Below are 25,863 nucleotides of genomic sequence, written 5' to 3' on the forward strand. Positions count from 1 at the left end.
CGCGCGTCTACTCGGGGCAGACGGATTCCTTGAACTCGAACTTGCCCTCCGGGCTGATCTGGACCACCACGGCGCACTTGTTGGGGTCGCCGGTGCCGGCGAACTTCATGTTGCCGGTAATGCCCGCGAACTCCTTGATGTTGGCCAGGGCGTCGCGCACGAGCTTGCGCTGGGCCTTGATGTCCTTCTCCACCTTGCCGGCGGACTGGATGGCCTGGAGCACCAGGCGGGTGGCGTCCCAGGTGAGGGCGGCCACGTCGTCCGGAACGTACTTGTACTTGGAGTTGTAGCGGTCGATGAACTCCTTGGTGGCGCCCTGCGCGCCGGCCGCGGCATAGTGGGTGCTGAAGAACTGGCCGATGCAGTCCTTGCCGCACAGGGTCATCAGCTCGGCCGAACCCCAGGCGTCGGAGCCCATGAACGGACCCTGGTAGCCCAGGTCGTGGGCCTGCTTCACGATGAGCGCGACCTGATTGTAGTTGTCGGGGACGAAGATGAAGTCAGGCTTGGCGGCGATGATCTTGGTCAGCTGGGCGGAAAAATCCTGGTCCTTGGTGCCGTGGGACTCGAAACCGACCACGGAGCCCTCGCCGTTCTTCTTCTCCCACTCGGCCTTGAAGATCTCGGCCAGGCCCTTGGAGTAGTCGTTGGCGATGTCGAAAATGACCGCGCTGGTCTTGGCGCCGAACTGCTTGGAGGCGAAATTGACGGCCACGGGACCCTGGAAGGGGTCCAGGAAGCAGGCGCGGAACACCCAGGGGCGGTCCTTGGTGGTGTCCGGGTTGGTGGACCAGGGGGTCACCATGGGCACCTGGGAGTCGTTGCAGGTGGCGCCGGCCGGAATGGCCTGCTTGGAGGAGTTGGGGCCGACGATGGCCACGACGTTGTCCTGGTTGATGAGCTTCAGCGCGGCGTTGACGGCGCTTTCGGCCTTGGCTTCGTTGTCCTGGTAGATGAACTCGAGCTTGTACTTCTTGCCGCCGACCTCAAGGCCGCCAGCGGCGTTGATGTCTTCCTTCAGCATTTCGGCGGCGAATTTGGAAGCCTCGCCCACCTTCGGGATATCGCCGGTCAGTTCCAGGTTGAAGCCGACTTTGATCGTGTCGCTGTCCTTGCCGCAGCCCATGAGCGCAAACGCGCCCAGGGAAAGGGCAAGAACGGCCATCAGCACCTTGACTGTCATCGTTTTCATCGTTCCTCCTCCGAAATTTGTAAAAAACCACCAGGCCAATTAGTGTATTTCCCATTAACCCAAACGGAAATGGAGTTCAAAGGATTTTTTCCCGAAAGCGGGTCATTTGCCCGCGTACCGAATTTTATTCTTCTTCCACATGGAGCACGCCGCGTTGCCTGCGGCGGCGATTTGGTGTAATTCCCCACCCTGCGCCAAGAAATCGTTCGTACAACGAAAACGGAGCCCCCATGTCAGAAAAAGCAGTGCGCAAGGTGCTGGAGCACGCCCGCGAAGGCCTGAACGTCCGCGAGGCGTTCTTTGAGGAAAACGCGCAGCATCTGGTGGACATCGCCAAGACCATGGCCCTCGCCCTTACCGAAGGAGGCAAGGTTCTTTTCTGCGGCAACGGCGGCAGCGCCGCCGACAGCCAGCACCTGGCCGCCGAATTCGTCAACCGCTTCCGCCTGGAGCGCCCGCCCCTGCCCGCTCTGGCGCTCACCACGGACACCTCCATCCTCACCGCCATCGGCAACGACTACGGCTTCGACCTGGTGTTCGTGAAACAGGTGCAGGCGCTTGGCCTTGCCGGGGACATCCTCATCGGCATCAGCACCTCCGGCACCAGCAGGAACGTCATCGCGGCCCTGCGCGAGGCCAAGGCGCGGGGGCTGGTGACCATCGGCATGTGCGGTTCGGCCACCGGGGAGATGGAGCCGCTCTGCGACCACCTCATCAGCGTGCCCAGCCGCGACACGGCCCTCATCCAGGAGGTGCACATCGCCGCCGGCCACATGCTGTGCCACGTGGTGGACCACTTTCTCTTCGAGGCGGTGATGGAGCTTGGCCGAAGCTAGGTCCAGACCCAGCGGCGGCGGCGGCTTGGCCGTTGCCGTTGCCACACTGGGCCCGGTGGGCCGGATGCCCGGAGCTCCGGGCACATGGGGTTCGCTGGCGGCCCTTCTGGCCGCGCCCTGGTGCTTCACCCCGCTGCCGATTGGCGCGCGCGTTGGCGTGTTGTGCCTGGTGCTCGTTCTGGGGGCATGGACCGCGGGCAGGGCCGAAAAGGCCTTGGGCGGCAAGGATCCTGGCTGCGTGGTGGTGGATGAGCTACTGGGGCAGTGGACCGCCTTCGCCCCGTTTCACCTGGCGGGCTGGACACGGGCCATGCCGCTGGAGATGCTGGCCCTGTTCGTCCTCTTCCGCATCTTCGACATTTTGAAGCCCTGGCCCATACGGCAGGTCGAGCGCACCGTTCCGGGCGGGTTCGGCATCATGCTGGACGATCTGCTGGCCGGATTGCTGGCCGCCGGGGCCTACGCCTTGTTGCGGCCCCTGGTCTAGGCCCACCAGCACCCGCCCAGGGCCGTCCCTGAACCGGAGTCGGCCGCCATTCGCCCCCCCATTCCCGCGCCGCATCCCGGACGCAAAAAACCGCCGCTGCCCGAAGGCAACGGCGGTTTGTACGTGCGTTCGCGGCAGCAGGCTAGTTCTGCAGCTTGAACTCGTCGCGGCGGTTCTTGGACCAGGCGGCCTCGTTGTGGCCCGGGTCCATGGGGCGCTCCTTGCCGTAGCTCACGATGGTGATGCGGCTGTCGGGAATGCCCAGCTGGTTCAGGAACTCCTGAGAGGCCTTGGCGCGACGCTCGCCCAGGGCGAGGTTGTACTCGCTGGTGCCGCGCTCGTCGCAGTGGCCTTCAACAACGATGTTGAACAGGGAGTACTTCTTCATGGCCTCGGCCTTGGCGTTCAACACCTCGCGGCTCTCCGGGGTCAGCTCAAAGGAGTCGAAGGCGAAGAAGATCATGTTGCCGAGTTCGCGCTGGGCAGCCTCACGCTGCTGGGCGCGCAGTTCGTCCTCGGTGAGGGCGCGCGGAGCCGGAGCGGGCTGGTTCTGCCAATCGGTATCCTTGTCCGAAATCTCGACCTTTGTGGCCGAGGCGGGCATGACGTCGGCGGACTTCTTGGCGCAACCGGCGCCCAGGGCCACCAACATGCACATCATCAGAATGCTTCCCCAAATACGTTTGGCGTTCATGATTCCTCCTTCAATTCCCTTGCGTTTGCGCAGGTGATGCGTCCGGGATGTTCAAACAATCCGCCACCAAAAGCTCTTTCCAGGCGAAGATATTCCGCCTGTTTCCACCGAAAAGCAAGCTCCTTTTTCACCGCGTCTAGTTGAGGGCCGGAGCCACGCCCCAGGCCGGGGCCATGGCGTCGCCGGGACCGGTGGGCAACTGCCGTGCCGCATCGCCATAGCGCGTGGTGATGAAGATCTTGCTGCCGCCGTTGCGGGTTGAGGAAAAGGAGATGAAATACCCGTCCGGGTCGAAGCTCGGATCCTCGTCGCTGCCGGGTCCGAAGGTGATCTGCCGCTCCTGCCCGGCCACCAGGTCGCGCACGAAGATGCGCTGCCCTTCCGGGGTGAGGCGCGCAAAGGCCACGAAGCGTCCGTCCGGGCTCAGGGTGGGCCGGGTGTTGTAGCTGCCCTCGTAGGTGATGCGCTCGACAGCGCCGGTGTCGCGGTTGAGCAGAAAAATCTGCGGTCCGCCGAGCCTGCCGGAGCAGAAGGCCATCTTCCGGCCGGAAAGGTCGAAGGCGGGCGAGACGTTGATGGCCCAGCTGGGGGCCAGCGCCTTGCCGGGATTCATGTGCTCGTCCAGCAGGTAGATGTCTGGATTGCCGCTTGTGGACAGGGAAATGGCGATGCGTCCGTCCGGGGTGTAGGTGGGGCTGATGGCCACGTTGCCCGCGAACTTGCGCAGGCGCGACACGCGCGTGTTGCGGTCCCATATGCCCAGGCGGTGCCCGCGGTCGGAAATGTTGGTGTAGGCCACATACCGCCCGTCCTTGGACCAGGAGGGGCTCACGTTGTAGCCGTTGTCGTTGGTGATCTGCGTAAGCCCGCGGCCCAACGCCGAGGAGGTGAACAGCTCCTTGCCGCCATTGACCTTCTTGGAGAAGGCGAGTGTCGAGTCGAAGAAGCCGCTCTTGCCGGTGAGCACGCGCATGAGCTGCGCGCAAAAGCGGTCGGCCACCAGGGCCACCCCCCCGTCATCCACCTGGCTGTAGCCCTTGCCCAGAAGCAGCTTGCGCGTGTAGGTCTCGTACACGCGGGCCTCTATGTCCTGGCCGCGCCCGCCCACGGTCATCACCAGGTCTATGCGGCCAAGCTGCAGGGGCTTGAAGTCGATTTCATCAGCCTTGAGCCCTTTGCTGGGATCGCCGCCCAACACCTCGCTCATGTAGGCCAGCCGCAAAAAGGGCAGGTAGCTGATGTCGCTCTGCACGGTTTCGGCGAACCGCTTGGCCAGCGCGCTGCTGCCAGGGCCGCCTGGGCCGCGCGCGGGCAGCACGAGAATGTTCACCTTGTTCTGGCCGGGACCAAAAATATCCACGGACAGGGCGTCGCCAGCGTGGCCGCCCTTGGCCAGCAGCAGAACCATGAGGCAGGCAAGAATCAAGGTCTTGAGTTTCATTGCGTTCTCGGGGATGCTGAAGCTATTTCAGCATTTCCTGCAGGTTGAAGGTGATGCGCAGGGTGTCCAGGGTCTTCACGCGCGGGGGGGGCAAGGTTTCGGTCTGGGCCACGGCGTTCATGGCCGAATTGTCGAAAATTTGGTTGCCGGAAGACGTGACGACCTTTGACCCCAGGATCTTGCCCTGCCGCGGGTCGATCTTGATCTCCAGGGTCACGGCCACGTTGGTCTCGGTGCCGAAGGCCGGGTACCGCCAATTCTTTTTGATGATCTGCTTCACGATGTCGCCGTAGACGCTCATGAGCCCTGTGCCCGTGCCGCCCGCGCCCGTGCCCTTGCCGCCGCCCGCGCCGCCGGGGCCGGTGCCTCCTGCCGTAAAGATGTTGCCGCCCGTGGACTTGCGCAGGGCGGCCAGCTCGCCCGCCACGGGGTCGGGCTTGGCGGCCGGGGCCTTGGCTGTCTTGGCCTTGGCGGAAACGTCCTGCTTCACATCCTGCAAGGCCTGCTTGAGCAGCTCTTCCTTGGTGGGCTTCTTCTCCTCCGGCTTGGCGGGCTGCGGCGGGGTCTTGTCTTCCTTCTTCTCCGGCTTGGGCTTTTCCTCCACCTTCTTTTCACTGATGGCCTTGGCGTCGTCCACCTTGGGGGCGGGCTTGGGCTCGGGCTTGGCCTGGGCGGGCGCCGGCGGGGGGGCGATGGCGGCGGCGGCCTGCTCCTCCTGCTGGCCTTCGGCCAGGGCCGGGGGCGCTCCGGCGGCCTCGCCGGTCTCCCCTGCGGCCGGATCCTCGGAAGGATTCAGAGACACCAAATCCACAGTGTACATGGGCTTGTCCATGTCCACCTTGAGTGTGGCGCTCAGGTTCATCATGGCCAGGGTCACAAGCATGGCGTGCAGCGCCAGCGAAAGCATGAACCCTGTGGAACGTCGGGATTCCCGCACGGATGTTCCCTCTCGGCCCGAAAGCTACGGCTTTCCAGGCTGTTGCGCCGCCCCGGCGGCCGGGGCCTTCTCTTCGCTCGACTCGGCCACGATGCCGAGCTTCTCGATGCCCACGCTCTTGATCTCGCCCATGACCTTGACCACGATGCCGTAGGGGACTTCCTGGTCGGCACGCAGGTACAGCTGCTTTTTCTGGTTCACCACCAGGTTCAGCAAATGGTTCTGCAAATCCTCGAAGGGCACGTTGTACTCGTCGAGGTACAGGCCGCCGTCCTTCTTGACGGTGAGCACCAGATGGTCGCTGCCCGCAGGCAGGGTGCGCACGCTGCGGGTCTTGGGCAGGTCCACGTCCACGCCTTGCGTCAGCATGGGCGCGGTGACCATGAAAATGATGAGCAGCACCAGCATCACGTCCACAAAGGGCGTGACGTTGATCTCGGCAAGGTAGCCCCGCTTGCCGCCGTCTTTGCCGACGCTTGCGCCCATGGCCGCCTCCTACTGGTTCCGGGAGCCCGGCCCGGACGCCCAGGAGACTTCGCGCTCCACGCGGTTCAAGAATGCGCCCGCGAAGTTCACCAGCTCGGTCTCCACCTCGCCCAGCATGGCGTTGAGGTAGTTGTAGGCAATGGTGGCGGGGATGGCCACCACCAGCCCGATGGCCGTGGCGATGAGGGCCTCCGAGATGCCGGGGGCCACGGTGGCGAGCGCGGCCGACTGCGACAGGCCGATGGAATGGAAAGAGTGCATGATGCCCCACACCGTGCCGAAGAGCCCGATGAACGGCGCGGCGTTGGCGCAGGTGGCCAGAAACGAGAGCGATGCGGACAGGCGCTTCATCTCCTCGGAAACGCCCTGGCGCAGCACGCGCCGGAGGGTGTCCTTCACCAGCATCCGCTTGCGGTCGCGCTCGATGTCGGCGCGCTCCAGCTTGCGGAACTCGCCCACGGCCAGCAGCCCCACCTTGGACAGGGGCGAGGTCTCGTCGCGGCTGATGGCGGAAAGCCCCTCGGAGAGGTCCGCCGCGTCGTTGAACAGGGCATAGCCCCGCGCCACCTGCTTTTTGGCCCGATTGTACAGGATCAGCTTATGAAAAATGATGGTCCAGCTCCACAGGGACATGCACACGAGGAACCCCATGACCAGCTGCACGCCCAGCGTGGCGCTCAGGAACATGCTCCAAAATCCGCCTTCAGGCACCATGCGCGTCTCTCCTCTTGGGCAGCGGCGGCGTTCGCCTGCCGCGTGCGAGTGTGTCCCGGCCGCAGCCGACCGGGGCCATGCGAAAAACCTAGCGGCGCGCGCGGGCGCGCTGCACAATGTCCCAGGCGTTCTGCGCCGCCTGGGCGATGTCCTCGGGCGTGAGCCCCGCGCCCAGCCCCACCTTCTGGCGCATCTCGCGCGAGACCAGGTCGCCCGGCGCATGGGCGTCGTTGTCGATGACCAACCTGGCCCCGCAGCGTTTGGCCATGGCCGCCACGTGGCCGTTGGCGTAGCTGTGGCCGCGCCGGGTGGTGATCTCCAGCGCCACGCCGCGCTCTGCGGCCAGCCGGGCCTCCACCTCGGTGATGAGCCCCGGATGCGCCAGCACGTCCACCCCGGCCTCGATGGCGGCGAGGTTGGTGCCCTGGGCCACGGGCTCCACCACGGTCTCGCCGTGGCAGACGACGATCTGCGCCCCGGCCTCGCGGGCCATCTGCGCAAACTCGGCCATGAGGGCGGGCGGCACATGGGTCAGCTCCACCCCGGCCAGCACCTCCATGTCGAAGAAGTGCGCGTAAGACACCGTAAGACGGCGGACGTTGTCCAGAATGAGGGGGATGTTGCTGGCGTCGGCGTGGTCGGTAATGGCGATGGCGCGGTACCCGGCCACCTTGGCCCGGCGGATGAGCTCCGCCGGAATCAGCTCGCCGTCGCTGAAGGTGCTGTGCGTGTGCAGGTCGATCATGCTCGCCTCACATCTTGTACTTAAGCTCGTCCGGGGAGAGGTTTTCCAGCTCCTCGGTCCACTTGTCGCGCTCCACGCCGGAAAACTGGGCCTGCGCGGCCTCCAGGGTGCGGGTGCCCGCCTGGTCCAGCACGCGCCGGGCCACGCGCACCGGCAGGCCGAAGCGCGCGGCCAGGGCTATGGCGTCGGACGGACGGCAATCCACCCGCAGAACCTCGCAGCCCTCGCCCTCGCCCCGCAGCAGCACCAGCTCGGCGTAAAACGTTCCCTCGCGCAGGTCCACCACCTCGGCGGCGGACAAGCGCGCCCCCAGGGCCTTAACCACGCGGCCCATGAGGTCGTGGGTCATGGGCCGGGGCGTCTCCACGGCGTTTATGGCCAGGGAAATGGCCATGGCCTCCACCGGCCCCACCCATATGGGCAAAGCCAGGTCGCTGGCCTCGTCCTTCAGGATGATGACCGGCGACTGGGCCTTTTCGTCCACGGCGAGGCCGAAAATCTTCATCTCTACCATGGCTGGCCCGCCCTCTCTCCCACCAGGGAGTGGTTCTTGGCTTCGACGATGCGCGCACGCACGAGCAGACCCGCGGGATCGCGCCGGAAGCCGTCCGGAGCGCCACCGCCCGCGTCGTCCAGGCGCAGGTTCACCACGCGCCCGGCCTCGTCGCGGCCACGCCAGAAGGACGGACCCTCGTCCTGTTTGCGGCTTTTGGCCTCCAGCAGCACAACGGCCTCGCTTCCCTCCAATCTTTTTAGAGTTTCTTTAGTAATGTCATTCTGCAAAGACTGCAAGCGCAACAATCGCGCCTGGGCAACGGTTTCGTCAATCTTCGGCGTCATGCGCACGCTGGCCGTGCCGGGCCTGTCGGAATAGCGGAACGAGAAGCTGGACTCGAAGCGCACGCGCTCCATCATGTCCAGGGTCTGGGCGAAATCGTCCTCGGTCTCGCCGGGGAAGCCCACAATGAGGTCCGTGGTGAGCGCAATGTCCGGCCGGGCCGCGCGCAGCCCCTCGACGATCCCCAGATACCGCGTCCGGTCGTACTTGCGGCCCATGCGCGCCAGCACGGCGTCGCTGCCCGCCTGCAGCGGCAGGTGCAGGGCCGGGCACAGGTTCGCAAGCTCCCCGAAGGCGCGGATGACCGCCGGGTCGATGTCCTTGGGGTGCGAGGTGGTGAAGCGCAGGCGCACAAGGCCGGGGATGGCCGCCACCCGGCGCAGCAGTTCGGCGAAGCCCACGCCGCAACCGCCGGAATCAAGGCCGTAGGAATTCACGTTCTGGCCAAGCAGGGTGATCTCGCGCGCGCCCTGCTCCACGCGGGCGCGGCACTCGTCCAGCACGGCCTGGGGTGCGCGGGACTTCTGCCTGCCGCGCGTATGGGGCACGATGCAGTAGGCGCAGAAATTGTCGCAGCCTTGCATGATGTTCACAAAGGCCTGGGCCGGTCCGGCGTCGGGCTCGCCCGCGTCGGCGTCAAAGGCGGGAGCGGGGTGCGGGGCGTGGGGATGCAGCACGTCCTCGCGTTCCGGGTAGGCGGGCAAAAAATCCAGCAGGGCCACGCGGGCGTCCGGCTCCGCGGCCAGACGGTCAAGGGCGTCGGGCGCGGCGGCGATGCCGTCGGTGCCGAAGACCAGGCGCACAAAGGGAAAGCGCTCGAAAAACCCCTGGCCGATCTGCTGGGCCACGCAGCCGCCCACGGCGGCCAGCAGGCCGGGCTTGCCGCGCCGATAGGCCGCCAGACGGCCAAGCTCGCTGTACACCTTCTGTTCGGGTTTTTCGCGTACGCTGCAGGTGTTGACCACGAAACACCAGGCGTGCTCCTCCGTGGTTTGCCGCCACCCGCGCGCCACAAGGGCGCGGGTCAGCCAGTCCGAGTCGCCCACGTTCATTTGGCACCCGAAGGTGATGATGTGAAAGGTCTTGTCCAAGAACACTCCAAAAACGTTTCAAGCACCCGCACTCCCCGTGCGGAAGCGGGCATATTCCCCTTCCGGCCGCAGGTCAACGGTCCGCAACGGCTGTCCCCCTGCACCCGGCGGCGGCAGGCCATGCCGACTTCAAAACCGTCGTGCGCCGAAAAAGGGCACAAGCATGGGCACGCGCGCGGCATAATCCCGCCATGCCGAGCCGAGTTCGGCGGCCAGCCTGCGCTCCTCCAGCCAGGTTCCCAGCACCATGTACGCGCAGCCGAACAGCGTGAACACCAAGGAGCCCAGGCTTTGCGTCGGCTGGCAGGCCAGGATGAGGATGCCGCCCGCGTGCATGGGGTGGCGCACCAGCCCGTAGGCCCCGGTGGTGCGGAACTGTCGCCGGATGTCCGGGCCGTGGGACAGGCGGCCGTGCAGGAACTCCCACAATTGCGTCAGGCCAAGCATCCTGAGCCCGCCCACCTGGAGCACGGCCCAGGCCAGCAGCAACACCCCAGCGCCCTGCCCCGCCCACAGCAGCACCCTCGCCGCGCCCCCAACAGCCCACATCCGCTGGGGCAGGTCCGGCTCCTTGGCGAGCACCAGCCAGAAGGTCCACACGCTTACCAAAGCGTAGCCCAAAGGATACAGGACACAGCGCGGCCCAAGGGCCAGCTCGAAGGCGGCCTTGACCCTGCGCGCGGCCAGGATGCTATGCAGCGCGCCCCAGCCCGTCCACAGCCCCAGGGCGTAGGCCGCGTCGGCGAGCGCCTCGGGAGCCAGGGAGCCGGAGGGCGTCACGCGGCGTCGCCCTTCTCCGGCGGCAGGCCAGGCAGCCAGGCGTCCAGGAACTCCAGCACGGCGCGGGCGTTTTCCTCCACCGGGCGCAGGGCGTCCAGCACGCACTCGGCCTCCGGGTTCTCCTCGTAGGGCACGTCCACGCCCACCACCTGGCCCAGGCCGGGCACGGGCTGGCCGGTGCGCTTGCGCATGAGCGCCTTCTGGTACATGCCGGGCATGACGTAGGCTCCCCGGTGGCCGCCGATGGACTGCTGGCTGGAGCGCACGGCCTCGCGGCGCATGGCCTCGGGCAGGGGGCAGCGCACCAGCACCTCGGCCATGCGCGGAATGACGGCGCGCGCCTCCTGGCGCATGGCCAGCCTGTAGGCCGTGGCGTCCAAAATGACGCCCCGCCCCTGGACCACCAGGTCCGCGGCCTCGCGGGCGAAGAGCTCATACGCCTTGGCGCGTTCCTCCGCCGTGTAGGCGGGCTGCGGGAAGTAGGCCCGGCGGCGCTCGTCCATCATCAACAACGCGGGCTCCACCCCGCGCCGGGACAGTTCCTCGCACACCGCGCGGGCGATGGTGCTCTTGCCGCAGCCGGGCAGCCCGGTGAACCAGAGCGCCCAGCCGGGGGAGTCGGCCGAGGCGCTCATGCCTGGCCTCCGTCGCAGGGCTCAAGGTAGCGGCCCGGGGTGCGCCAGTCGAAGGCCTCGTCCTCCAGCACGCGGAGGATGAAGCGCACCAGCGCGCGGCGCACGGCTTCCGGATGGTCGGGGTACCACTCCGGCGAGACGATGACCAACCCCCGGAACACGAAGAAGGGCGCAATGGCCGCGAGCACGCCCTGGTCGCCGCTGGCGGCGAGGTACTCTTCGAACAGAATGTTCCAAAGCTCCGCAAACGGCCCCTGGAACAGCGCTCCAGGCTGTGCGGCCTCCGGGTTCATGCGCAGGCCGAAAAGCAGGTAGTTGGCGGCCAGCGAGGCCAGATCGCTGGCGGGTTCGCCCCACTCGCCCCGGCTGCGGTCCAGCACGCGGAAATCCCGTTGCGGCGCGTCCGGAGGATCCACCAGGATGTTCCAGGGGTGCACGTCGCCATGGACCACGCTTAGGCGGTGGGAGAAGCCCCGCAGCTTCCAGCGCCAGTCGATGAGGCGCTTCTCAAGCCGCGCGAAGTCCTCGTCGGCCAGAAAGGGGCAGGGGTGCGGAAACGCCTCGTCCACCAGTCCCATGATGCACTCGCTGGCGCCCAGCAGGTTGCGCACATGGCGATAATAGAGGTCCGCGTCGTCCTTCTTCACGGCGTGGATCTCCGCCAGCCAGCGGGCGAGGGCGCGCGCCATGTCGCGGTCGGCCGGGCGGTAGTCCCCGCCGCTGATGCGCTCCAGGTCCAGAAAATAGTCATAGCCCCGGAGCTTCTCGTTCATGATGAAAAACTCGCACGGCTCGGCCACGGGAACAAGGCGGCTGTGGGCGTCCACGTAACCGAGGGCCATGGGTCGCACGTGGCGCGGCAGGCGCGCGCTGGTCTCGAACTGAAACATGAGGATGGCGGCGCGATCCCAGTAGAACTGGTGGCCGTACTTGTCGCCGCGCATGACGGAGAGCACGCCCTCTCGCGGCTCCCCGTCCACGCGGAAGCGCACCAAGAGCGGCTTGCCGTAGCCGAAGCGCTTGATGCCCTGCTTGTCCAGAGTGCCGATGGCCCCGAGGTCGTCGAGCTCGGCGCCGGGCCCGAAGGCCCGGCGCAGGTACTCGGCCACACGTTCCGGCGTCAGGTCGATCATGGGACCCTCCTTCCGGTTGTCGCGCGGGGCGCCTGGTGCGGCGCGGCGCGGGTGGTTTCCGGGCGGGAACGCCCGGCTAGATGCTGCGCCCGAAATGGGCGCTCAAGCTCGCGTTGAAGTCCTCCATGCTGAACCGGTGCTCCTGGGTGCCCTTGCTGGCCACGCAGAAGGCCGCGCACACGCTGCCCAGCTCCGCCGCCTTGGCCAGGGGTTCGCCCAGGCACAGGCCCTTCAGAAGCCCTGCGCGGTAAGCGTCGCCCGCGCCGGTGGGGTCAAGCGCCTTGTCCACCTTGACCACGGGCACGCGGGTCTCCTGCGCGCCTTGGGCGATGAGCGAGCCTTCCTCGCCCAGGGTGGTGACCAGCGCGCCGGTGCGCTTGAGCAGTTCCGCGCGCGAAAGGCCAGTGGCCTTGATAACCAGTTCGAGCTCGTAGTCGTTGGTGCACAGGGCAAAGGAGCCCTCGATGGCCTGGGCCATCTGCTCGCCGGTAAGCGCGGTGATCTGCTGGCCGGGGTCGAAGATGTAGGGGATTCCCGCCTTCTTGAAGTAGGCGGGCAGTTCCACCATGTCCTGCACGTTGCCCGGCGAAACGATGCCCATGACGGAGCCGTCGTGCCGGTCCGGGAATCTGTAGCCGCAGGGCTCGCGCATGGCGCCGGGGTTGAAGCCGGTGATCTGGTTGTCGGCCTGGTCCGTGGTGATGTAGGCCCCGGCCGTGAACTGGCTCTCCACGCTGCGGATGCCGTCCAGCGGCAGGCCAAGGCCGCGCAGGCGCTCGGCATAGGGGGCGAAGTCGCGCCCGGCGCAGCCGAGAATCAGCGGCTTTTCGCCCAGCAGGGCCAGGTTGTAGGCGATGTTGCCCGCTGTGCCGCCGAAAAACTCGCACAAACCGTCCACCAGAAAGCAGACATTCAAGATGTGGATCTTGTCCGGCAGGATGTGGTCGGAAAACTTGCCGGGAAAGTTCATAATGCGGTCCAAGGCCACGGAGCCGGAAACATAAAGCTGCATGAATCCTCCAGAAGTATGCGGAGCAAAGCCCGCAAGGGGGGTGGTCGGCCGTCTCAGGACGGCCGGGGCGCTGTCTCGGCCTCGATCCAGCGCAGAAAATCCGGGTTGCCGCCGGTTATGGGCAGAGCGGCCACGCAGGGGCAATCATAGCTGTGGGCGCGCTTCAGCGCCTCGGTAAGGGGCGCCACCAGCTCTCCGGTGGTCTTGAGGACGAGCACGGCCTCTTCGGCGCTTTCAAGGGCGCCTTGCCACCAGTAGAACGAACGCATCCCCGGCAAGATGTTGGCGCAGGCCGCCAGGCGCTCCGTAACCGCGAGACGGGCCAGGCGCTCGGCCTCGGCCAAACTGGGCGCGGTGACGTAGACCAGGAACGCGGCCACGGCTTCCCGCCTATTTGCCGCACAGCGGCTTGACGCCGGGCTTGGCCGTGGAAAGATACTCGGCGATGGTGGCGGCGTCGGTTTCGGAAACCGTCGCGCCGTTGCTTCTCATGCGGTCCACGGTCTGCAGCCAGGCCTCCTGCGGGCGCGTCCCCAGCTTCTCGCATATGCGGCCGCCCGCATGGCAGGAAACGCAGGTCCGGGCGACGAGCTTGCCCGCGCTGGCCTGGGCGAAAACCAGCCCGGAGACCATGAGCAGGGCATACAGGCCTATGGCGAAGACGAGGAGCTTTTTCACGACGCTGTCCTTGGAATGATGCGTTCTGCGGCGGCGTGGTGACGCGCCCTCCCGCACTTCGGGTTCAATCACACTTCCCCTTGTCTGGCAACCCGAAACCGCCACCCGGACGCGCCCGGCCAGGTCGGCCCGGGCCGCTTGCCTCTCGCCGCGCCGAATGCTACCCACCCCGGAAAATCGTCTTGCCGGGGCGCCCCGGCCACAAGGAGCAGCCATGCCCGCCCAGACCGCCGCGCCAGCGACAGGCGCGCAGCGCACGCGCGCCCAGGAGGTGTTCGCCATCCTGGCCGCGCGCTACCCCTCCCCGGCCCCGGCCCTGGACTACGCCGACGCCTGGGGCCTGCTGGTGGCCACAGTGCTGGCGGCGCAATGCACCGACGCCCGCGTGAACCAGGTGACGCCGACGCTCTTTGCCCGCTGGCCGCGCATCGCCGACCTTGCCGACGCCGACGTGACGGACATAGAAGACGTGGTGCGCTCCACGGGCTTCTTCCGCAACAAGGCCAAGAACCTCAAGGCGGCGGCGGCGCGCGTCATGGCGGTGTACGGCGGCGAGGTGCCCCGCAGCATGGCCGAGCTCATCACCCTGCCCGGCGTGGCCAGAAAGACCGCCAACATCGTGCTCTCGAACGCCTTCGGCATCAACGAGGGCATCGCCGTGGACACCCACGTCACCCGCCTCGCCTTCCGCCTGGGCTTCACCCAAAGCGACGCCCCCAAGATCATCGAGCGCGACCTGATGCCGCTGTTCGACCGCTCCCAGTGGGCGGACATCAACCACTATCTGGTGTTCTTCGGCCGCGAGGTGTGCGACGCCCGCAAGCCGAAGTGCGCCCCGGAGAACGGCCCGCCCTGCCCGCTGGCCCACCTGTGCCCCAGAAAAGGACTCAAATGACCTACGATCCCGCCACACTCGGCCAGTTCACCATCACCGCCACCGACGGCGCGGCCCGGCGCGGCAGCCTCGTCACCGCCCACGGCGTGGTTCAGACGCCCATCTTCATGCCCGTGGGCACCCAGGGCAGCGTGAAGGCGCTTGCCCCGGACGACCTCGACGCCGCTGGCGCGCAGATCATTTTGGGCAACACCTACCACCTGTACCTGCGCCCTGGCGACGACCTGCTGGCGCGCAAGGGCGGCCTGCACCGCTTCGCCAGCTGGAACAAGCCCATCCTGACCGACAGCGGCGGCTTCCAGGTCTTCAGCCTGAAGGACATCCGCAAGCTTTCCGAGGACGGGGTGGAGTTCCGCTCCCACCACGACGGCAGCAAGCACTTTTTCTCGCCGGAAAAGGTCATGAGCATCCAGAACAACATCGGCTCGGACATCATGATGGTGCTGGACGAGTGCGTGGCCTACGGCGCGGACTACGACTACACGGCCAAATCCCTGGAGCTGACCACCCGCTGGGCGCGGCGGTGCAGGCAGGCGCACCCCAGGCACAAGAACGGGCAGCTGCTCTTCGGCATCAACCAGGGCGGGTTCTTCAAGGATCTGCGGGAACGGAGCCTCGCGCAGCTTGCGGAAATCGACTTCGACGGCTTCGCCATCGGCGGGCTCTCGGTGGGCGAAAGCATCCCCGAGATGTACGACATGCTGCACCACATCGCGCCCCTCATGCCCCGGGACACGCCCCGCTACCTCATGGGCGTGGGCACGCCCCTGGACATCCTGGAGGGCATCAGCGCCGGGGTGGACATGTTCGACTGCGTGCTGCCCACCAGGAACGCGCGCAACGGCACGCTGTATACGTCCCAGGGCAAGGTGAACATCCGCCGGGCCGAGTACCGGGAGGACGACTCCCCGCTGGACCCCCTGTGCCCCTGCTACGCCTGCCGCACCTTCAGCAAGGCCTATTTGCGGCACCTCTACGTGGCCCAGGAGCTTTTGTCGTACCGGCTCAACTCCCTGCACAACATCACCTTCTTCCTCACCCTGGCCCGCCAGGCGCGGGAGGCCATCGAGCAAGGCCGCTTCGCCGCGCTCAAGGCCCACTACCAGGACGTGTTCGCCCCGGCCAAGGACGGCGGCAAGCCATGATCCGCGCGGCGCTGGGCTGGCTTTTCCGCATATGGGGCGCGGCCAGCCTGCTGGGGCTGGCCCTGTGCGCCGGGCTCATGCTCTGCGCCGGGTGGTGGCTGCCCGTGCACGATGCGCCCGGCCCCGCCGACGCCATCGTCATCATGGGCGGGGATGCGCGGCGCTCGGCCCATGGGGCGGACCTGTACCTGGCCGGATACGCCCAGGCCGTGTACGTGGCCAGGCCGTTCTACGACCCGCCGGAACCCCTGTGCGAGTTGGGCCTGCCCTGTCCCAGGGAGGAGGAGGTGGTCCAGACCGTGCTCTCCATCAAGGGCGTGCCGCGCGCGGCCACGCGCCTATACGGGCGCGAGCTTTTGAGCACCGTGGAGGAGGCCGAGGCCCTGGCGCGTGCGCTGCCGCCGGAGGCCAGGACCATCCTTGTGGTCACCTCGCCCTCGCACTGCCGCCGGGCGCTCGCCGTGCTGCGCCACGAGCTGCCCGGCCGCACCATCCTCATGAGCCCCACGCCGCACGAGCGCTTCGAGCCCAAGTGGTGGACGCACCAGGCCTCGGCCAAGGCCGTGGTGCTGGAGCTGGCCAAATTCGCGCAGTATTACGTGGGCAAGCCGTTCCGCACGGGCGTTTCCATGCGGCCGGACGCTGGCGGGAGGGATGACACAGTCCGCGATGCGGCGGGAGGCGGAGGGCAAGACGCTCCCGAAAACGCCGGGAAATACGGAACGGACGCAACAACGCCCAGGGGCGAACCCGCGCGCACTGCGAAACCGCCCCAAGCCGGGGCAGACGGGTCACGCGGGGCGCAGTCCCTCTGAACTCAGGCCGGGGCCTTGCTGCGGCACTTGGGGCACAGGCCGTACAGGTCCATTCTGTGCCGCGCCAGGGTGAAGCCGTACTTCTCGGCCAACTCCACCTGTCTGGTCTCGATGACCGGGTCCATGATCTCGATGGTGCGGCCGCACACCTCGCAAATGAGGTGGTCGTGGTGCTCCGCGCCAAAGTGCGGCTCATAGCGGGTAATGCCGTCGGCGAAGCTCACGGCCTCGGCCAGGCCGCACCCGGCCAGCAGCTTGAGAGTGCGGTACACCGTGGCTTGGCCGATGGAGGCGTCGCGCCGTTTGACCTTGGCGTACAGCTCCTCGGAGGACACGTGCCCCGGCTCCAGCAGGAAGATATCCAGGATCAGCCTGCGCTGCGGGGTAATTTTGAGCCTGTGCTCCTGCAGATAGGAGGTGAAGGCCTGGTGCGGGGTCAGCCGTTGTGAGGAGTCTGGTTTCTGGCGCATGGAATGACTCTTATGGAATCCGCGGCGTTTCTGTCAATGCGCGAATGCGCATAACAGCCCTCTGACTTCTTGACAGCCCCCCCGGCCTGCGTTCTATTGACCCCGTCCGAGCCGCCTTGCGGCCGGGCGACGAAAACAAGGGGCTGCCATGCTGGAACTTTCGCTGTGGGTCCTCGGGGGCGTGTTCGTGCTTGGCCTTGTGGCCTGCCGCCTTGCGCGCAAGCCCAAGAAACAGCACGACATGGAACTCCTGGATTTCGACTTCGACAAAAGCAAGAACTATGAAAAGGACGGGCGCAAATACCCGTTCTCCTACTAGCCCAACCGTCCGGCTAGCACTGCTGGCCGGCGCGGCTGCGGATGGCCTCAAGCTCGCGGGCGCGCGCCCCGCTTGAGCGCAGCTCCTCGGCCTCGGAACGGGCGAACTCCTCAAGGGTCACATTGGCCGGGCTGGAACCCAAGGTTTCGGCAAAGGCGTCGAAAAGCGGGTCCACCCCTTCGTGGATCAGCATCCCCCCGCATTCCCCACCGTCCCCGCAGCGCTCCAGCACGGCCAGCACCTCGGCCATGCGGATGTTGTCCGCCGCCACGGCCAGCCCATAGCCCAAGTCCTCCGCCTCGCCCATGGGCGCCACCATGCCTGCATCGGCCAGAATGCCCAGGGTGTCTGCCACAACGTCCTCGGGCAGGCGCAAATCCCGTGCAAGGAGGCGCACCGGAAGCGGAGAAAGACCGGCCGCGAAACGCGCCGCGATGCGCGAAAGCGCGGCCACGGCCACCTTTTGGCGCGAGAGGGGGCTCAGACGCTGGGAAAGCCCCCTGCGCACGAAGGCGTTCATGTGCTGCACCGCAAAGGACACCTCCGCGCCGAGCAGCACGATGATCCAGCTTATGTACAGCCAGACCAAAAAGAGCGGCAGTTGCGCAAAGCTGCCGTAGATGGCGTTGTACTTGGTGAAGCCAATCTGCCAGTGGATGTACAGCCACTGGGCGCTTTGCCACATGGTGCCCGCCACCAGCCCGCCCACCGCCGCGGACTTGAGCCGCACATGCGTATTGGGCACAAAGGCGTAGACGAAAATGAAGCCCACCCACACCAGCGAAAGCGAAAACAGCTTGAGCAGGAACTCCTCCAACCCCACGGAGCCCGAGGCGCTCAGGAAGTCCTGGACCAGATCCAGCTTCTGCACGGCCACGGTGAGGCTGGCGGCCACAAGCACGATGATGGGGCAAATGACGATGACGGAGAAGAAGTCCGTGAATTTTCGCCAACTGCTGCGCCCGCGCTTGACGTTCCAAATGGAGTTGAACGCGCGCTCCACGTTGCCAACCGTGGTGAACACGGTGAGCAGCAACGTGCCCACGCCTATCCACCCAAGGGTCTTGACGTTTGTGTTGGCGATGTATTGCAGAATCTTGTTCACCACCTCCACGCGGTCAGCGGCGATACCCATGAGAAAATTGCGGAAAAAGCCCGCGTTCTGCAGACCGAAGCCCTTGGAGATGGAGAAGGCCACGGCCAAAAGCGGCACGATGGACAGGATGGTGGTGAAGGTCAGCGCCGAGGCGCGGATGATGCAATGGTCGGCCAAGAACCCCTTGACCACCATGTGCCCCAGACGGGAGAGGGCGTACGCCTTGCCCTTCAATCCGCCGACATCGCCTGCGTCCTTGGCCCAAATGTCCCGGCTGAAGTGGCGCTCCAGCCGCGCGCCCAGCCCCTTTCCCCAGCTCTGTCCCATGCGTCCTGCTCCCGGTCTAGAACAGCAAATCCTTGAAGAACTTGATGGGCTTGAGCGGCAAGCCCAGAATTCCCTTGATAGTGTTGGTAATCAGCAAGCCGGGTGGAATTTCCATCTCCGGGTCGCGCAGCCGCCCGAAAACGCGGATAGGCACCTCGGGGATGCCGGGCATGCTCGCGGCGAGCGTCAACTGGATCGTATCCGCAGCGGGCGAAAAACGTCCCTTGCCCGTCACGACCATGTTCGGGGCTTCCATGCGGAAATCCTCGGACTGGAACACCCCCTGTGCCACCTTGACCTTGGCCGAGGCCACGGAGAACGGGGAGCCTACCCGCCGGGCCGACGTGGACTGCGGCGTCGCCCCCGCCGGCGTCTTGGCTACGTCCTGGGCCTCGCCCTGGCCGGAGCCGGAGAGCACGTACGAGCCGTCCGTGATCTTGAAGCTTCCCAGTCCCTCCAGCGTGCGCAACAGATCATGGTCCGTGGGGCCTGCGCCGGTCACGTCCAGAAACAGGTCCGTCCGACCGGAAACAAGCTGCTTGCCAGCCCAATCCCGCATGAAGGCACCAGCCTGAAAATCCTTTGCGGCCAGCGCCAGGCGGGTCTGCATGGTCTTGGGCCCGGTCACCTGGGCCGAGAACTCGCCGCTGATGCTGCCGCCGTAGAACGAACCGGACAGGGGCTTCACCGTGAGCGTTCCGCCGGAAGCCCGAGCCGTGGCCCGCAAGTCGCGCGTGGAGATGCCCAGCACCTTGAAGCCGCGCAAGACCACGGCGCCCTCAAGGTTCAGGCCGCGCAGGGTGTCCACCGGCAGCGGATCCAGAGTGGGCGGGTCCGGCGCGGCTCCGCGGCGCGGCGGCGGGACGGGCGGCAGGTAGCGGTCCAGGTCCAGAACCCCGCCGGAGAGGTTCACGCTCTGCCGCGGGGCGCTGAAATTTTGCACCGAATACGACCCGCGCAGCGGCAGGTCGTCCAGCTGCGCGCTCAGGTTCGTCAAGGCCATGCCCTCGCCGGAGAGGCGCAGATCGGCCTCGCCGGACAAATGCTGCAGCACGCGCTTGTCGGCGGTTCTCGGCGCGTCGATGTCCAAAGCCGCCAGCACGCGCCTGGGGTCGCCCTCCTGGCAGCGCACGTGGCCCGACAGGCTCCAGTCCCCTCCCAGCCCGGCGACCGATGCCGCGCCGGACAGGTTCAGGCCGCAGGCCGACAGCGCGGCCGACTGCAGGGACAGAGTTGCGGCGGAAAAATCAAGCGCGCCTTTGCCCGAGAACACGGCCTCGTTCTCGCGGGCGGGGAGAAACCAGCCTTTCAAGCGGCCGCTGGCTGTAGCCCCGGAAAGCATGGTCTTGCCCTGGCGTTCGCGCAGCAGACCCGCCACCCGCGCATCCAGGGAAAGCTGCGGCGCAACGCCCGTGGCGGAAACGCCGCCATCCAACTGCAGGGCCCAGTCCGCCCCGGCCAAAGGCGCCGGCGCAAGGCGAGCCTGCGCCTTGAGCGCGGAAAGCCGCAACCGCCGGGGCTGGGCCTTGGGTTGTCCCTTGACCGGGGCAAGTTCCAGCACGCATGGCCCCAGACTGGCCTGCACATCGGCCACGGCGCGCCGCACCACGTGGGCAAGCCGGGTAGTCGGCGAGGTGGCGACACCCGGAGCATTGCCCCGAAACGTCAGGTCCATGCGGCCCGACAGCCCGCCCCCTGCGCGATTGACCCAGGCCACCTGCCGCGCATCCACGTCGTCCATGGTCAGCGAACCGCTCCACCCCAGCACAGGACCGGCGGGACCGGCCGTGGGCCTGGGGTCTCGCTGGGCCTCGCCAAGCTGCACGGTCACATCCGCCGCAAAGGTACCGCCCTGGGCGCGCATGGGCTTCAGCTGAAACCGGTGCCTGCCCTGCCCGCCCTGCCACTCCACCTGGGCGGCCTGCCCGGACACTCCGGCCATGGTGAGCGCGCCCGTGTTGATGCGGCCCGTTCCGTGCACCGCGCGCAGATAGTCCAGGGGCAGATCGGCCACCACCAGCGGCGGACTGGTGGCGTTTGAGGTGAAGGCCGACCAGAGCGCATCGGCGTCCAGACGGTTTGCGGCGAGTTCGAAGTCCAGTTCCGAGCCCTTGTCGAAGCCCATGCGCACCCGGCCGGACAATTCCGAGGAATCCAGGACGAATCCGCTGGTCTCGAACACCAGTTCATGCACATCGGAGGTGATGGACAGTGAACCATGGGCGTTGTGCAACGCGCCCTTATGATCGTGCACGATGGTCCCTGGCCAATAGGCGTTGGCCACGCCACGGGGGCTGAACGGCTCAAGGCGCAGCTTCGCCTCCAGGCGGAACATCTCGGTCACGTCCAGGAACGTCACTTCCCCCGTGCCCTTGGCCCCGATGAGATGCAGCCGCACATTGGACAACTTGAGGTGCCTGCCGGCTTCCTCCACGCTGAGATCGCAGGCCAGGCTGGCCTTGGGCGAGGTCTTGGGCATGAAGGTTCCGCCCACGTCGGCCCGGACCGTGGTCTCCGTAAGCAACGGGCCGGGGTCGGCGGCGCTCCAGTGCAGCTTGCCGGAGCTCTCGACGCGCGCCACCAGGCCGGGACGCGGCCAGGTAAAATCGCAGGAGGCGGTGAAGGGCAGTTCCTCTCCGGACTCGATGCGGCCCGTGCGCAGGTCCACGTCGGTGGTGATGTAGCTGTGGTTGTGGCTGTGGTCGTCCAGGCGGATGCTGCTGTCGGTCATGCGCAGACCGCGCACGGCGAAGCGCGAAAACATGGGACCGGCCTCGTGGGAGGCGTTTTCCTGCTCGCGCAGGTGCTCGGCCATGCCCTCCCAGTTGCCGCGCCCCTGCTCGTCCATGGTCAACACCACTTCGGCGTCGATGAGCTCGATATGGTCGAACACCAGATGACGCCGGAGCAGGGGCAAAACCTGGATGCGCGCGCCCACCTCGCGGGCGGTGAGCAGGGGCTGCTCGCCAAAGGCAGGGTCGTTGCCCAGGCGCAGGCCGTGCGCCTTAAGCCCGAACCAGGGGAAGAAACTCACCGTAAGCTCGCCGTCGAGGCGGGCCTCGCGGCCGGTTGCCGTGTGCGCAAGCCGCCCCAGCACGGCGCGGAATTCCGGCGTGCGCAGATAGTTGGATGTCCACCACACAGCCGCGCCGCTGGCGATGCCCAGCAGACCCAAAAGGATGAACGCTGCGATAATGAGCTTCTTGCGCATGGCGCCCGTCGGCCGATGGCCTGTTCGTAGGTGCGCGCGCGCGGCGCGCGCGGCAAGGAATGCAGGTTGCGACTGCCCGACCTTAGTGAGCAATAGCCGCTTTGCGGCACGGCGGCAAGCGCGTGCGCCTAGGGCGTCTCGCCCCCGCCGGATTCCAGGTGCTCCGGTGCGAGCCCCACAATGGCGATGCCTGCGCGGTCGGCGGCCTCGACAGCGGCCTCAAGGTCGAAGAACAGACTTTTGCCCGCCTCCACGCCCAGGCACGTGCCCTTGCCCCGCGCCAGCTCGCGCACCGTGTCCGGCCCCACGCTGGGCAGGTCCACGCGCTCCTCCTGGCTGGGCTTGAGCATCTTGACCACCACGCAGCCCGGCCCGCCCAGCTCGCACCCGCGGCGAATGGCTGCATCGGTGCCTTCCAGCGCCTCCACGGCGGCCACGATGCCCTCGCGCAGCACCACGCCCTGGCCGATGTCCAGCCTGCCCATCTCGCGGGCGAGCATGGCCCCGCGGCGCAGGTCGGCCCATTCGCGCTCGTCCGGGGCCCGCCGGGTAAGCACGCCCAGGGGCGTGCCAAGGCCCTGCGCATAGGCCTGGGGCGACACCAGCTCCATGCCCTCCGCCTCAAGCAGGGAGGACACGGCGCGCAGGATGGCGTCGTCGCCCTTTCCTGGCAGGGAGAGCAGCACCTTCACGGCGCGGGCGTCGAAATGGCGGATGTCCAGCACGCCGGGCTTGTTGATGGTGCCGGCCATGACCACCTGCCGGACGCGCTGCTCCTTGAGGAAGTCCAGCAGCTTGGCAAGCTGGCCCAGCTTGAGCTCGCGGTGGGCGTCGGCCAGGGGATAGACATCGGGGTTGGTGTGCCCGGAGAACCCGGCCACCACAAGGCGCAAACCTTTGGCCTTGACCCCCTGGGCCACCAGGACCGGGAACTGCCGCCCCCCGGCGATGAGCCCCACCACGGGGGCTTCGTGCTCGCGGCTCTGGCTCATGGCGCCCCCCGTCGGTCCTTCAGGGGCCTAGTCCTCTCCGCCGGACGCGCCGCGCCCGGCATCGGAGGTGATGCCGCGCGTGGTGGTCTTGACGAACTCCACCAGCCGCTCCACCTCGGGCACTCCGGGAAACTCGGCCAAGGCCTTGGCCAGGGCTTCCTCGCGCATGAGGCCGGAGCGGAAGATGGTGCGGTAGGCCTTCTTTATGGCGCCGATGGTCTGGGTGGAAAAACCCTTGCGCTTGAGGCCGATGAGATTGGGACCATAGAGCTTGGCGCGGGTGCCCTGGGCCAGCATGTAGGGGGGAACATCGTTGCTGTATCCGGAAAGGCCGCCCAGGAAGGCGTACTCGCCCACGCGGGCGAACTGCTGAATGGCCACCATGCCGGAAACGATGGCGTGGTCGCCTATCTCCACATGCCCGGCCATGCTCACCGCGTTGGCCACGATGACGTGGTCGCCGATGAGGCAGTCGTGGGCAACGTGGGCATAGGCCATGAACAGGCAGTGCGAGCCGATCTTGGTCTGCATGTGCCCCTGCGGCGTGCCGCGGTGCACGGTGACGAACTCGCGGAAGTCGTTGCCCTCGCCGATGCGCACCCAGGTCTCCTCGCCCTTGAAGCCGAGGTGCTGGGGCTCGTCGCCCAGGCAGGCATAGGAGCGCACATGGTTGCCCGGCCCCATGCTGGTGTAGTTCTTGACCTGCGAAAAGGCGTCCAGACGGCAGCCGTCGCCGATCTCGACCTTTGCCTCGATGACGCAGTAGGGACCGACCTGCACGTCCTGGCCAAGCTTGGCCTCGGGATGCACCACGGCGGCCGGGTGGATGGTGGTGGCCACTATTTGTCCCCCTTGTCCACGATGGCGGCGGAGAACACGCCCTCGGCGGCGGTCTCGCCGTCCACGCTGGCGCGGCCCTGCATCTTCCAGATGTTCAGCTTGTGGCGCACTACCTGCGCCTCCAGCACAAGCTGGTCGCCAGGCACCACCGGACGGCGGAACTTGGCGCTCTCGATGCCAGTGAACAAAAACAGCTTGTCGTCCTTGGCCAGGTCCAGGGTCTTGATGACGAAGAGCCCGCCCGCCTGGGCAAGGGCCTCCATGATCAGCACGCCGGGCATGATGGGACGGCCGGGGAAATGCCCCTGAAAAAACGGCTCGTTGAACGTGATGTTCTTGTACGCCTTGATGCGCACCCCGGATTCTATCTCAAGCACCCGGTCCACAAGCAGAAAGGGGTAGCGGTGCGGCAGCATGGCCATGATCTGCTGGATGTCGTGGACGCTCTCGTTACTCATGGCCGCTCTCCTTGGGCTCCATGGCCTTCTCAAGCCGCCTGACGCGGCGCATCAATTCCGGAAGTTTGGGCAGGCTCAAGGACACCTTGAGGTAGGTCGCCGCATCCATGCTGGGCGAGCCGCCCACCACGGACCCGGCCGGAATGTCCTGGCCGACGCCGCTCTGCGCGGCCACCTGCACGCCATCGCCCAGGGCGATGTTGTCGCGCAGGCCCGCCTGTCCGGCGAGCACAACGCCGTCGCCGAGCTTGGTGCTCCCCGCGATGCCCACCTGGGAGATGATCAGGCAATGCTTGCCGGTCTCCACATTGTGGGCGATCTGCACCAGGTTGTCGATCTTGGTGCCGTCGCCCACCTTGGTGGATTCGAGCGCAGCGCGGTCGATGGCGGCGTTGGCGCCGATCTCCACATCGCGGCCGATGACCACGTTGCCCACTTGCGGCACTTTGACGTGGCCGTGCGGGCTTTGGGCGTAGCCGTAGCCGTCGCTGCCGAGCACGGCCCCAGCGTGGATGATGGCGTTGGCGCCAAGCTTGGTGGCGGCCATGAGCACGGCGTTGGGATACAGAACGCCGCCAGGACCGATCTCGCAGTCCTCGCCCACGTAGACGCCGGGGAAAAGGGTGCAGCCCGCGCCAACCTTGGTCCGCGCGCCCACAAAGACGAAGGGGTACAGGGTGACGCCGTCGCCCAGCTCCGCCTCCGGATGCACGAAGGCCTGCGGGCTTACGCCCGACAGACAGCCCTGGGGCCTGGCGAAAAGGGCCACCACCCGCGCCCAGTCGAGCTTGGGGCTCTTGGACAGCAGGCAGCTTGCACCCTCGGGCGCGTGGCGCTGCTCACACAGGACCGCCCCGGCCCGCGTAGAAGCGAGCTGGGGCAGGTACTTGCGATGCAGCAAGGGGGCGATCTCCCCCGGCCCGGCAAGGGTCAGGGTGTTCACGCCGCACACGTCAATGTCGTGGCCGGAAAAGTCCAGTCCGACCTTTCCGGCCACTTGGGACAGAAGCATATGTGGGCCTCTCCGCTACTTTTTGCGGGACTTCCAGGCCTTGTTCAACTCGGCGGTGACGGCCTTGGTGATGTCGCTGGTGGGGTCGTAGTAGTAGGTGATGCCCTGGGTCTTGGCCATGACCAGGGTGAAGCCGTTCTTGGCCGCGTAGTCGTTCACGGAGCCGTGCAGCACCTTGAGAATCTCGTTGAGTTTGAGGTTCTTCTCGCGGTTGGCCGCGTTCTGGAACATGCGCACGGCTTCGGAGAGTTCAAACTCCTTGCGGCGCAGCTCACGCTCCTTGTCCTGGCGGGCTTCCGGGGCCAGGGCGAAGGCCTGCTTCTGGAAGTCCTCCTGCATTTTGACGAAGTCTTTCTGTTGCTTCTCGATGCGCTCGCTGTCGGGCTTCATCTTGGCTTCAAACTGCTTGATGGCCTCCTGGCCGGGCTCGGAGGTGCGGATGACCTCCTCGGGGTCGAAGATGCCAACCTTGGCAGGACCGGCCGCGAAGGCGACGGACTGCATGAGCAGGAGAAAAAGAGCGGCTGCCAGGAACTTGCGCATGTGAATTACTCCTTCCAACGTGGTGTTGAAGCCGAATGCTT

Annotated in this window: 29 protein-coding genes; 6 read left to right on the forward strand and 23 right to left on the reverse strand. The window is 66.7% G+C overall.

The annotated features are described in order from the left end of the window. Positions 1–7: 7 nt before the first annotated feature. Positions 8–1,192, reverse strand: a complete 1,185-nt coding sequence (locus CHB73_RS15915) for an ABC transporter substrate-binding protein (protein WP_089275596.1) — start codon at positions 1,190–1,192, stop codon at positions 8–10. A gap of 230 nt (positions 1,193–1,422) precedes the next feature. On the opposite strand from CHB73_RS15915, the gene CHB73_RS15920 reads away from it, so the two are divergent. Beyond that, on the forward strand, positions 1,423–2,028 hold the full coding sequence (locus tag CHB73_RS15920) for a D-sedoheptulose 7-phosphate isomerase (RefSeq protein ID WP_089275597.1): 606 nt from the start codon (positions 1,423–1,425) through the stop codon (positions 2,026–2,028). A 25-nt stretch (positions 2,029–2,053) separates the two neighbouring features. Beyond that, complete coding sequence (locus CHB73_RS15925; RefSeq protein WP_268806918.1) at positions 2,054–2,515, forward strand: phosphatidylglycerophosphatase A family protein; 462 nt, start codon at positions 2,054–2,056, stop codon at positions 2,513–2,515. A gap of 142 nt (positions 2,516–2,657) precedes the next feature. On the opposite strand, the gene pal is transcribed toward CHB73_RS15925, so the two are convergent. From pal to CHB73_RS15995, 14 genes are all read right to left on the reverse strand, one after another. Further along, the gene (pal, locus tag CHB73_RS15930; RefSeq protein ID WP_089275599.1) at positions 2,658–3,209 is read right to left on the reverse strand and encodes a peptidoglycan-associated lipoprotein Pal; all 552 of its coding nucleotides are present in this window, start codon (positions 3,207–3,209) and stop codon (positions 2,658–2,660) included. Between the two features lie 136 nt (positions 3,210–3,345). Then, entirely contained in the window at positions 3,346–4,650 is a 1,305-nt protein-coding gene (locus tag CHB73_RS15935) for a protein tolB (RefSeq protein ID WP_218819452.1), read from the reverse strand. A 22-nt stretch (positions 4,651–4,672) separates the two neighbouring features. Then, positions 4,673–5,587 (reverse strand): energy transducer TonB, encoded by a 915-nt coding sequence (locus CHB73_RS15940; protein ID WP_143337439.1) that lies wholly within the window; start codon positions 5,585–5,587, stop codon positions 4,673–4,675. A 24-nt stretch (positions 5,588–5,611) separates the two neighbouring features. Continuing rightward, a complete protein-coding gene (gene tolR, locus CHB73_RS15945) occupies positions 5,612–6,073 on the reverse strand; it encodes a protein TolR (protein WP_089275601.1) in 462 nt (153 codons plus the stop codon). Positions 6,074–6,082: 9 nt separating this feature from the next. Further along, entirely contained in the window at positions 6,083–6,787 is a 705-nt protein-coding gene (gene tolQ / locus CHB73_RS15950) for a protein TolQ (protein ID WP_089275602.1), read from the reverse strand. 88 nt (positions 6,788–6,875) lie between these two features. After that, positions 6,876–7,532: a histidinol phosphate phosphatase domain-containing protein gene (locus CHB73_RS15955; RefSeq protein ID WP_089275603.1), complete on the reverse strand. Its 657-nt coding sequence runs from the start codon at positions 7,530–7,532 to the stop codon at positions 6,876–6,878. Between the two features lie 7 nt (positions 7,533–7,539). Then, positions 7,540–8,046, reverse strand: a complete 507-nt coding sequence (locus CHB73_RS15960) for a bifunctional nuclease family protein (protein WP_089275604.1) — start codon at positions 8,044–8,046, stop codon at positions 7,540–7,542. Next, entirely contained in the window at positions 8,040–9,461 is a 1,422-nt protein-coding gene (miaB, locus tag CHB73_RS15965; protein WP_089275629.1) for a tRNA (N6-isopentenyl adenosine(37)-C2)-methylthiotransferase MiaB, read from the reverse strand. The genes CHB73_RS15960 and miaB overlap by 7 nt, the downstream gene beginning before the upstream one ends. A gap of 129 nt (positions 9,462–9,590) precedes the next feature. After that, positions 9,591–10,241: a methyltransferase family protein gene (locus CHB73_RS15970; RefSeq protein ID WP_089275605.1), complete on the reverse strand. Its 651-nt coding sequence runs from the start codon at positions 10,239–10,241 to the stop codon at positions 9,591–9,593. Then, positions 10,238–10,876, reverse strand: coding sequence for an adenylyl-sulfate kinase (locus CHB73_RS15975; RefSeq protein WP_089275606.1), 639 nt, complete (start codon positions 10,874–10,876; stop codon positions 10,238–10,240). The genes CHB73_RS15970 and CHB73_RS15975 overlap by 4 nt, the downstream gene beginning before the upstream one ends. Further along, positions 10,873–12,009 carry a phosphotransferase family protein gene (locus CHB73_RS15980; protein ID WP_089275607.1) on the reverse strand — a complete coding sequence of 379 codons (1,137 nt, stop codon included), beginning with the start codon at positions 12,007–12,009 and terminating at the stop codon, positions 10,873–10,875. Before CHB73_RS15980 ends, CHB73_RS15975 begins: the two co-directional genes overlap by 4 nt. Positions 12,010–12,085: 76 nt before the next feature. Then, the gene (locus tag CHB73_RS15985) at positions 12,086–13,021 is read right to left on the reverse strand and encodes a carbohydrate kinase family protein (RefSeq protein WP_089275608.1); all 936 of its coding nucleotides are present in this window, start codon (positions 13,019–13,021) and stop codon (positions 12,086–12,088) included. A 53-nt stretch (positions 13,022–13,074) separates the two neighbouring features. Continuing rightward, positions 13,075–13,401 carry a divalent-cation tolerance protein CutA gene (gene cutA, locus CHB73_RS15990; protein WP_089275609.1) on the reverse strand — a complete coding sequence of 109 codons (327 nt, stop codon included), beginning with the start codon at positions 13,399–13,401 and terminating at the stop codon, positions 13,075–13,077. A 10-nt stretch (positions 13,402–13,411) separates the two neighbouring features. Then, positions 13,412–13,699, reverse strand: coding sequence for a hypothetical protein (locus CHB73_RS15995; RefSeq protein WP_089275610.1), 288 nt, complete (start codon positions 13,697–13,699; stop codon positions 13,412–13,414). 214 nt (positions 13,700–13,913) lie between these two features. Between CHB73_RS15995 and nth the strand changes: the two genes are divergently transcribed. Genes nth through CHB73_RS16010 form a run of 3 tightly spaced genes read left to right on the forward strand, consistent with a single transcriptional unit; the run spans position 13,914 to position 16,554 of the window. Further along, positions 13,914–14,594 carry an endonuclease III gene (gene nth, locus CHB73_RS16000; protein WP_089275611.1) on the forward strand — a complete coding sequence of 227 codons (681 nt, stop codon included), beginning with the start codon at positions 13,914–13,916 and terminating at the stop codon, positions 14,592–14,594. Next, positions 14,591–15,739, forward strand: coding sequence for a tRNA guanosine(34) transglycosylase Tgt (tgt, locus tag CHB73_RS16005; protein WP_089275612.1), 1,149 nt, complete (start codon positions 14,591–14,593; stop codon positions 15,737–15,739). The genes nth and tgt overlap by 4 nt, the downstream gene beginning before the upstream one ends. Next, a complete protein-coding gene (locus CHB73_RS16010; RefSeq protein WP_089275613.1) occupies positions 15,736–16,554 on the forward strand; it encodes a YdcF family protein in 819 nt (272 codons plus the stop codon). Before tgt ends, CHB73_RS16010 begins: the two co-directional genes overlap by 4 nt. A gap of 2 nt (positions 16,555–16,556) precedes the next feature. Here the strand turns inward: CHB73_RS16010 and CHB73_RS16015 are convergent, their stop codons facing one another. Beyond that, positions 16,557–17,024, reverse strand: a complete 468-nt coding sequence (locus CHB73_RS16015) for a Fur family transcriptional regulator (protein ID WP_089275614.1) — start codon at positions 17,022–17,024, stop codon at positions 16,557–16,559. 148 nt (positions 17,025–17,172) lie between these two features. On the opposite strand from CHB73_RS16015, the gene CHB73_RS16935 reads away from it, so the two are divergent. Further along, positions 17,173–17,343, forward strand: coding sequence for a hypothetical protein (locus CHB73_RS16935; protein ID WP_179217097.1), 171 nt, complete (start codon positions 17,173–17,175; stop codon positions 17,341–17,343). Positions 17,344–17,356: 13 nt separating this feature from the next. Here the strand turns inward: CHB73_RS16935 and CHB73_RS16020 are convergent, their stop codons facing one another. The 7 genes from CHB73_RS16020 to CHB73_RS16050 all read right to left on the reverse strand — a co-directional run bounded on the left by CHB73_RS16020 (position 17,357) and on the right by CHB73_RS16050 (position 25,822). Further along, positions 17,357–18,766, reverse strand: a complete 1,410-nt coding sequence (locus CHB73_RS16020; RefSeq protein WP_089275615.1) for a YihY/virulence factor BrkB family protein — start codon at positions 18,764–18,766, stop codon at positions 17,357–17,359. Positions 18,767–18,782: 16 nt separating this feature from the next. Further along, entirely contained in the window at positions 18,783–21,977 is a 3,195-nt protein-coding gene (locus tag CHB73_RS16025; protein ID WP_089275616.1) for an AsmA family protein, read from the reverse strand. A 128-nt stretch (positions 21,978–22,105) separates the two neighbouring features. Beyond that, a complete protein-coding gene (locus tag CHB73_RS16030) occupies positions 22,106–22,969 on the reverse strand; it encodes an LpxI family protein (protein WP_089275617.1) in 864 nt (287 codons plus the stop codon). Between the two features lie 27 nt (positions 22,970–22,996). Then, positions 22,997–23,809 (reverse strand): acyl-ACP--UDP-N-acetylglucosamine O-acyltransferase, encoded by an 813-nt coding sequence (gene lpxA / locus CHB73_RS16035; RefSeq protein WP_089275618.1) that lies wholly within the window; start codon positions 23,807–23,809, stop codon positions 22,997–22,999. After that, entirely contained in the window at positions 23,809–24,267 is a 459-nt protein-coding gene (gene fabZ / locus CHB73_RS16040; RefSeq protein WP_089275619.1) for a 3-hydroxyacyl-ACP dehydratase FabZ, read from the reverse strand. Before fabZ ends, lpxA begins: the two co-directional genes overlap by 1 nt. Continuing rightward, positions 24,260–25,279 carry a UDP-3-O-(3-hydroxymyristoyl)glucosamine N-acyltransferase gene (gene lpxD / locus CHB73_RS16045; RefSeq protein WP_089275620.1) on the reverse strand — a complete coding sequence of 340 codons (1,020 nt, stop codon included), beginning with the start codon at positions 25,277–25,279 and terminating at the stop codon, positions 24,260–24,262. Before lpxD ends, fabZ begins: the two co-directional genes overlap by 8 nt. Positions 25,280–25,294: 15 nt before the next feature. Next, the gene (locus CHB73_RS16050) at positions 25,295–25,822 is read right to left on the reverse strand and encodes an OmpH family outer membrane protein (RefSeq protein ID WP_179217098.1); all 528 of its coding nucleotides are present in this window, start codon (positions 25,820–25,822) and stop codon (positions 25,295–25,297) included. Positions 25,823–25,863: the final 41 nt, after the last annotated feature.

The organism is Humidesulfovibrio mexicanus (assembly GCF_900188225.1).
Classification (GTDB): domain Bacteria; phylum Desulfobacterota; class Desulfovibrionia; order Desulfovibrionales; family Desulfovibrionaceae; genus Humidesulfovibrio; species Humidesulfovibrio mexicanus.

What these genes read in the sequence shown, in the direction of transcription:
- CHB73_RS16025 (WP_089275616.1), bottom strand. Translation starts at nt 21,977, where the DNA reads ATGCGCAAGAAGCTCATTATCGCAGCGTTCATCCTTTTGGGTCTGCTG.
- CHB73_RS16015 (WP_089275614.1), bottom strand. Translation starts at nt 17,024, where the DNA reads ATGCGCCAGAAACCAGACTCCTCACAACGGCTGACCCCGCACCAGGCC.
- tgt (WP_089275612.1), top strand. Translation starts at nt 14,591, where the DNA reads ATGACCTACGATCCCGCCACACTCGGCCAGTTCACCATCACCGCCACC.
- CHB73_RS15915 (WP_089275596.1), bottom strand. Translation starts at nt 1,192, where the DNA reads ATGAAAACGATGACAGTCAAGGTGCTGATGGCCGTTCTTGCCCTTTCC.
- lpxD (WP_089275620.1), bottom strand. Translation starts at nt 25,279, where the DNA reads ATGCTTCTGTCCCAAGTGGCCGGAAAGGTCGGACTGGACTTTTCCGGC.
- CHB73_RS15980 (WP_089275607.1), bottom strand. Translation starts at nt 12,009, where the DNA reads ATGATCGACCTGACGCCGGAACGTGTGGCCGAGTACCTGCGCCGGGCC.
- tolQ (WP_089275602.1), bottom strand. Translation starts at nt 6,787, where the DNA reads ATGGTGCCTGAAGGCGGATTTTGGAGCATGTTCCTGAGCGCCACGCTG.
- CHB73_RS15955 (WP_089275603.1), bottom strand. Translation starts at nt 7,532, where the DNA reads ATGATCGACCTGCACACGCACAGCACCTTCAGCGACGGCGAGCTGATT.
- CHB73_RS16935 (WP_179217097.1), top strand. Translation starts at nt 17,173, where the DNA reads ATGCTGGAACTTTCGCTGTGGGTCCTCGGGGGCGTGTTCGTGCTTGGC.
- CHB73_RS16020 (WP_089275615.1), bottom strand. Translation starts at nt 18,766, where the DNA reads ATGGGACAGAGCTGGGGAAAGGGGCTGGGCGCGCGGCTGGAGCGCCAC.
- CHB73_RS15935 (WP_218819452.1), bottom strand. Translation starts at nt 4,650, where the DNA reads ATGAAACTCAAGACCTTGATTCTTGCCTGCCTCATGGTTCTGCTGCTG.
- pal (WP_089275599.1), bottom strand. Translation starts at nt 3,209, where the DNA reads ATGAACGCCAAACGTATTTGGGGAAGCATTCTGATGATGTGCATGTTG.
- CHB73_RS15975 (WP_089275606.1), bottom strand. Translation starts at nt 10,876, where the DNA reads ATGAGCGCCTCGGCCGACTCCCCCGGCTGGGCGCTCTGGTTCACCGGG.
- CHB73_RS15985 (WP_089275608.1), bottom strand. Translation starts at nt 13,021, where the DNA reads ATGCAGCTTTATGTTTCCGGCTCCGTGGCCTTGGACCGCATTATGAAC.
- CHB73_RS16030 (WP_089275617.1), bottom strand. Translation starts at nt 22,969, where the DNA reads ATGAGCCAGAGCCGCGAGCACGAAGCCCCCGTGGTGGGGCTCATCGCC.
- CHB73_RS16010 (WP_089275613.1), top strand. Translation starts at nt 15,736, where the DNA reads ATGATCCGCGCGGCGCTGGGCTGGCTTTTCCGCATATGGGGCGCGGCC.
- nth (WP_089275611.1), top strand. Translation starts at nt 13,914, where the DNA reads ATGCCCGCCCAGACCGCCGCGCCAGCGACAGGCGCGCAGCGCACGCGC.
- CHB73_RS15920 (WP_089275597.1), top strand. Translation starts at nt 1,423, where the DNA reads ATGTCAGAAAAAGCAGTGCGCAAGGTGCTGGAGCACGCCCGCGAAGGC.
- CHB73_RS16050 (WP_179217098.1), bottom strand. Translation starts at nt 25,822, where the DNA reads ATGCGCAAGTTCCTGGCAGCCGCTCTTTTTCTCCTGCTCATGCAGTCC.
- tolR (WP_089275601.1), bottom strand. Translation starts at nt 6,073, where the DNA reads ATGGGCGCAAGCGTCGGCAAAGACGGCGGCAAGCGGGGCTACCTTGCC.
- CHB73_RS15960 (WP_089275604.1), bottom strand. Translation starts at nt 8,046, where the DNA reads ATGGTAGAGATGAAGATTTTCGGCCTCGCCGTGGACGAAAAGGCCCAG.
- fabZ (WP_089275619.1), bottom strand. Translation starts at nt 24,267, where the DNA reads ATGAGTAACGAGAGCGTCCACGACATCCAGCAGATCATGGCCATGCTG.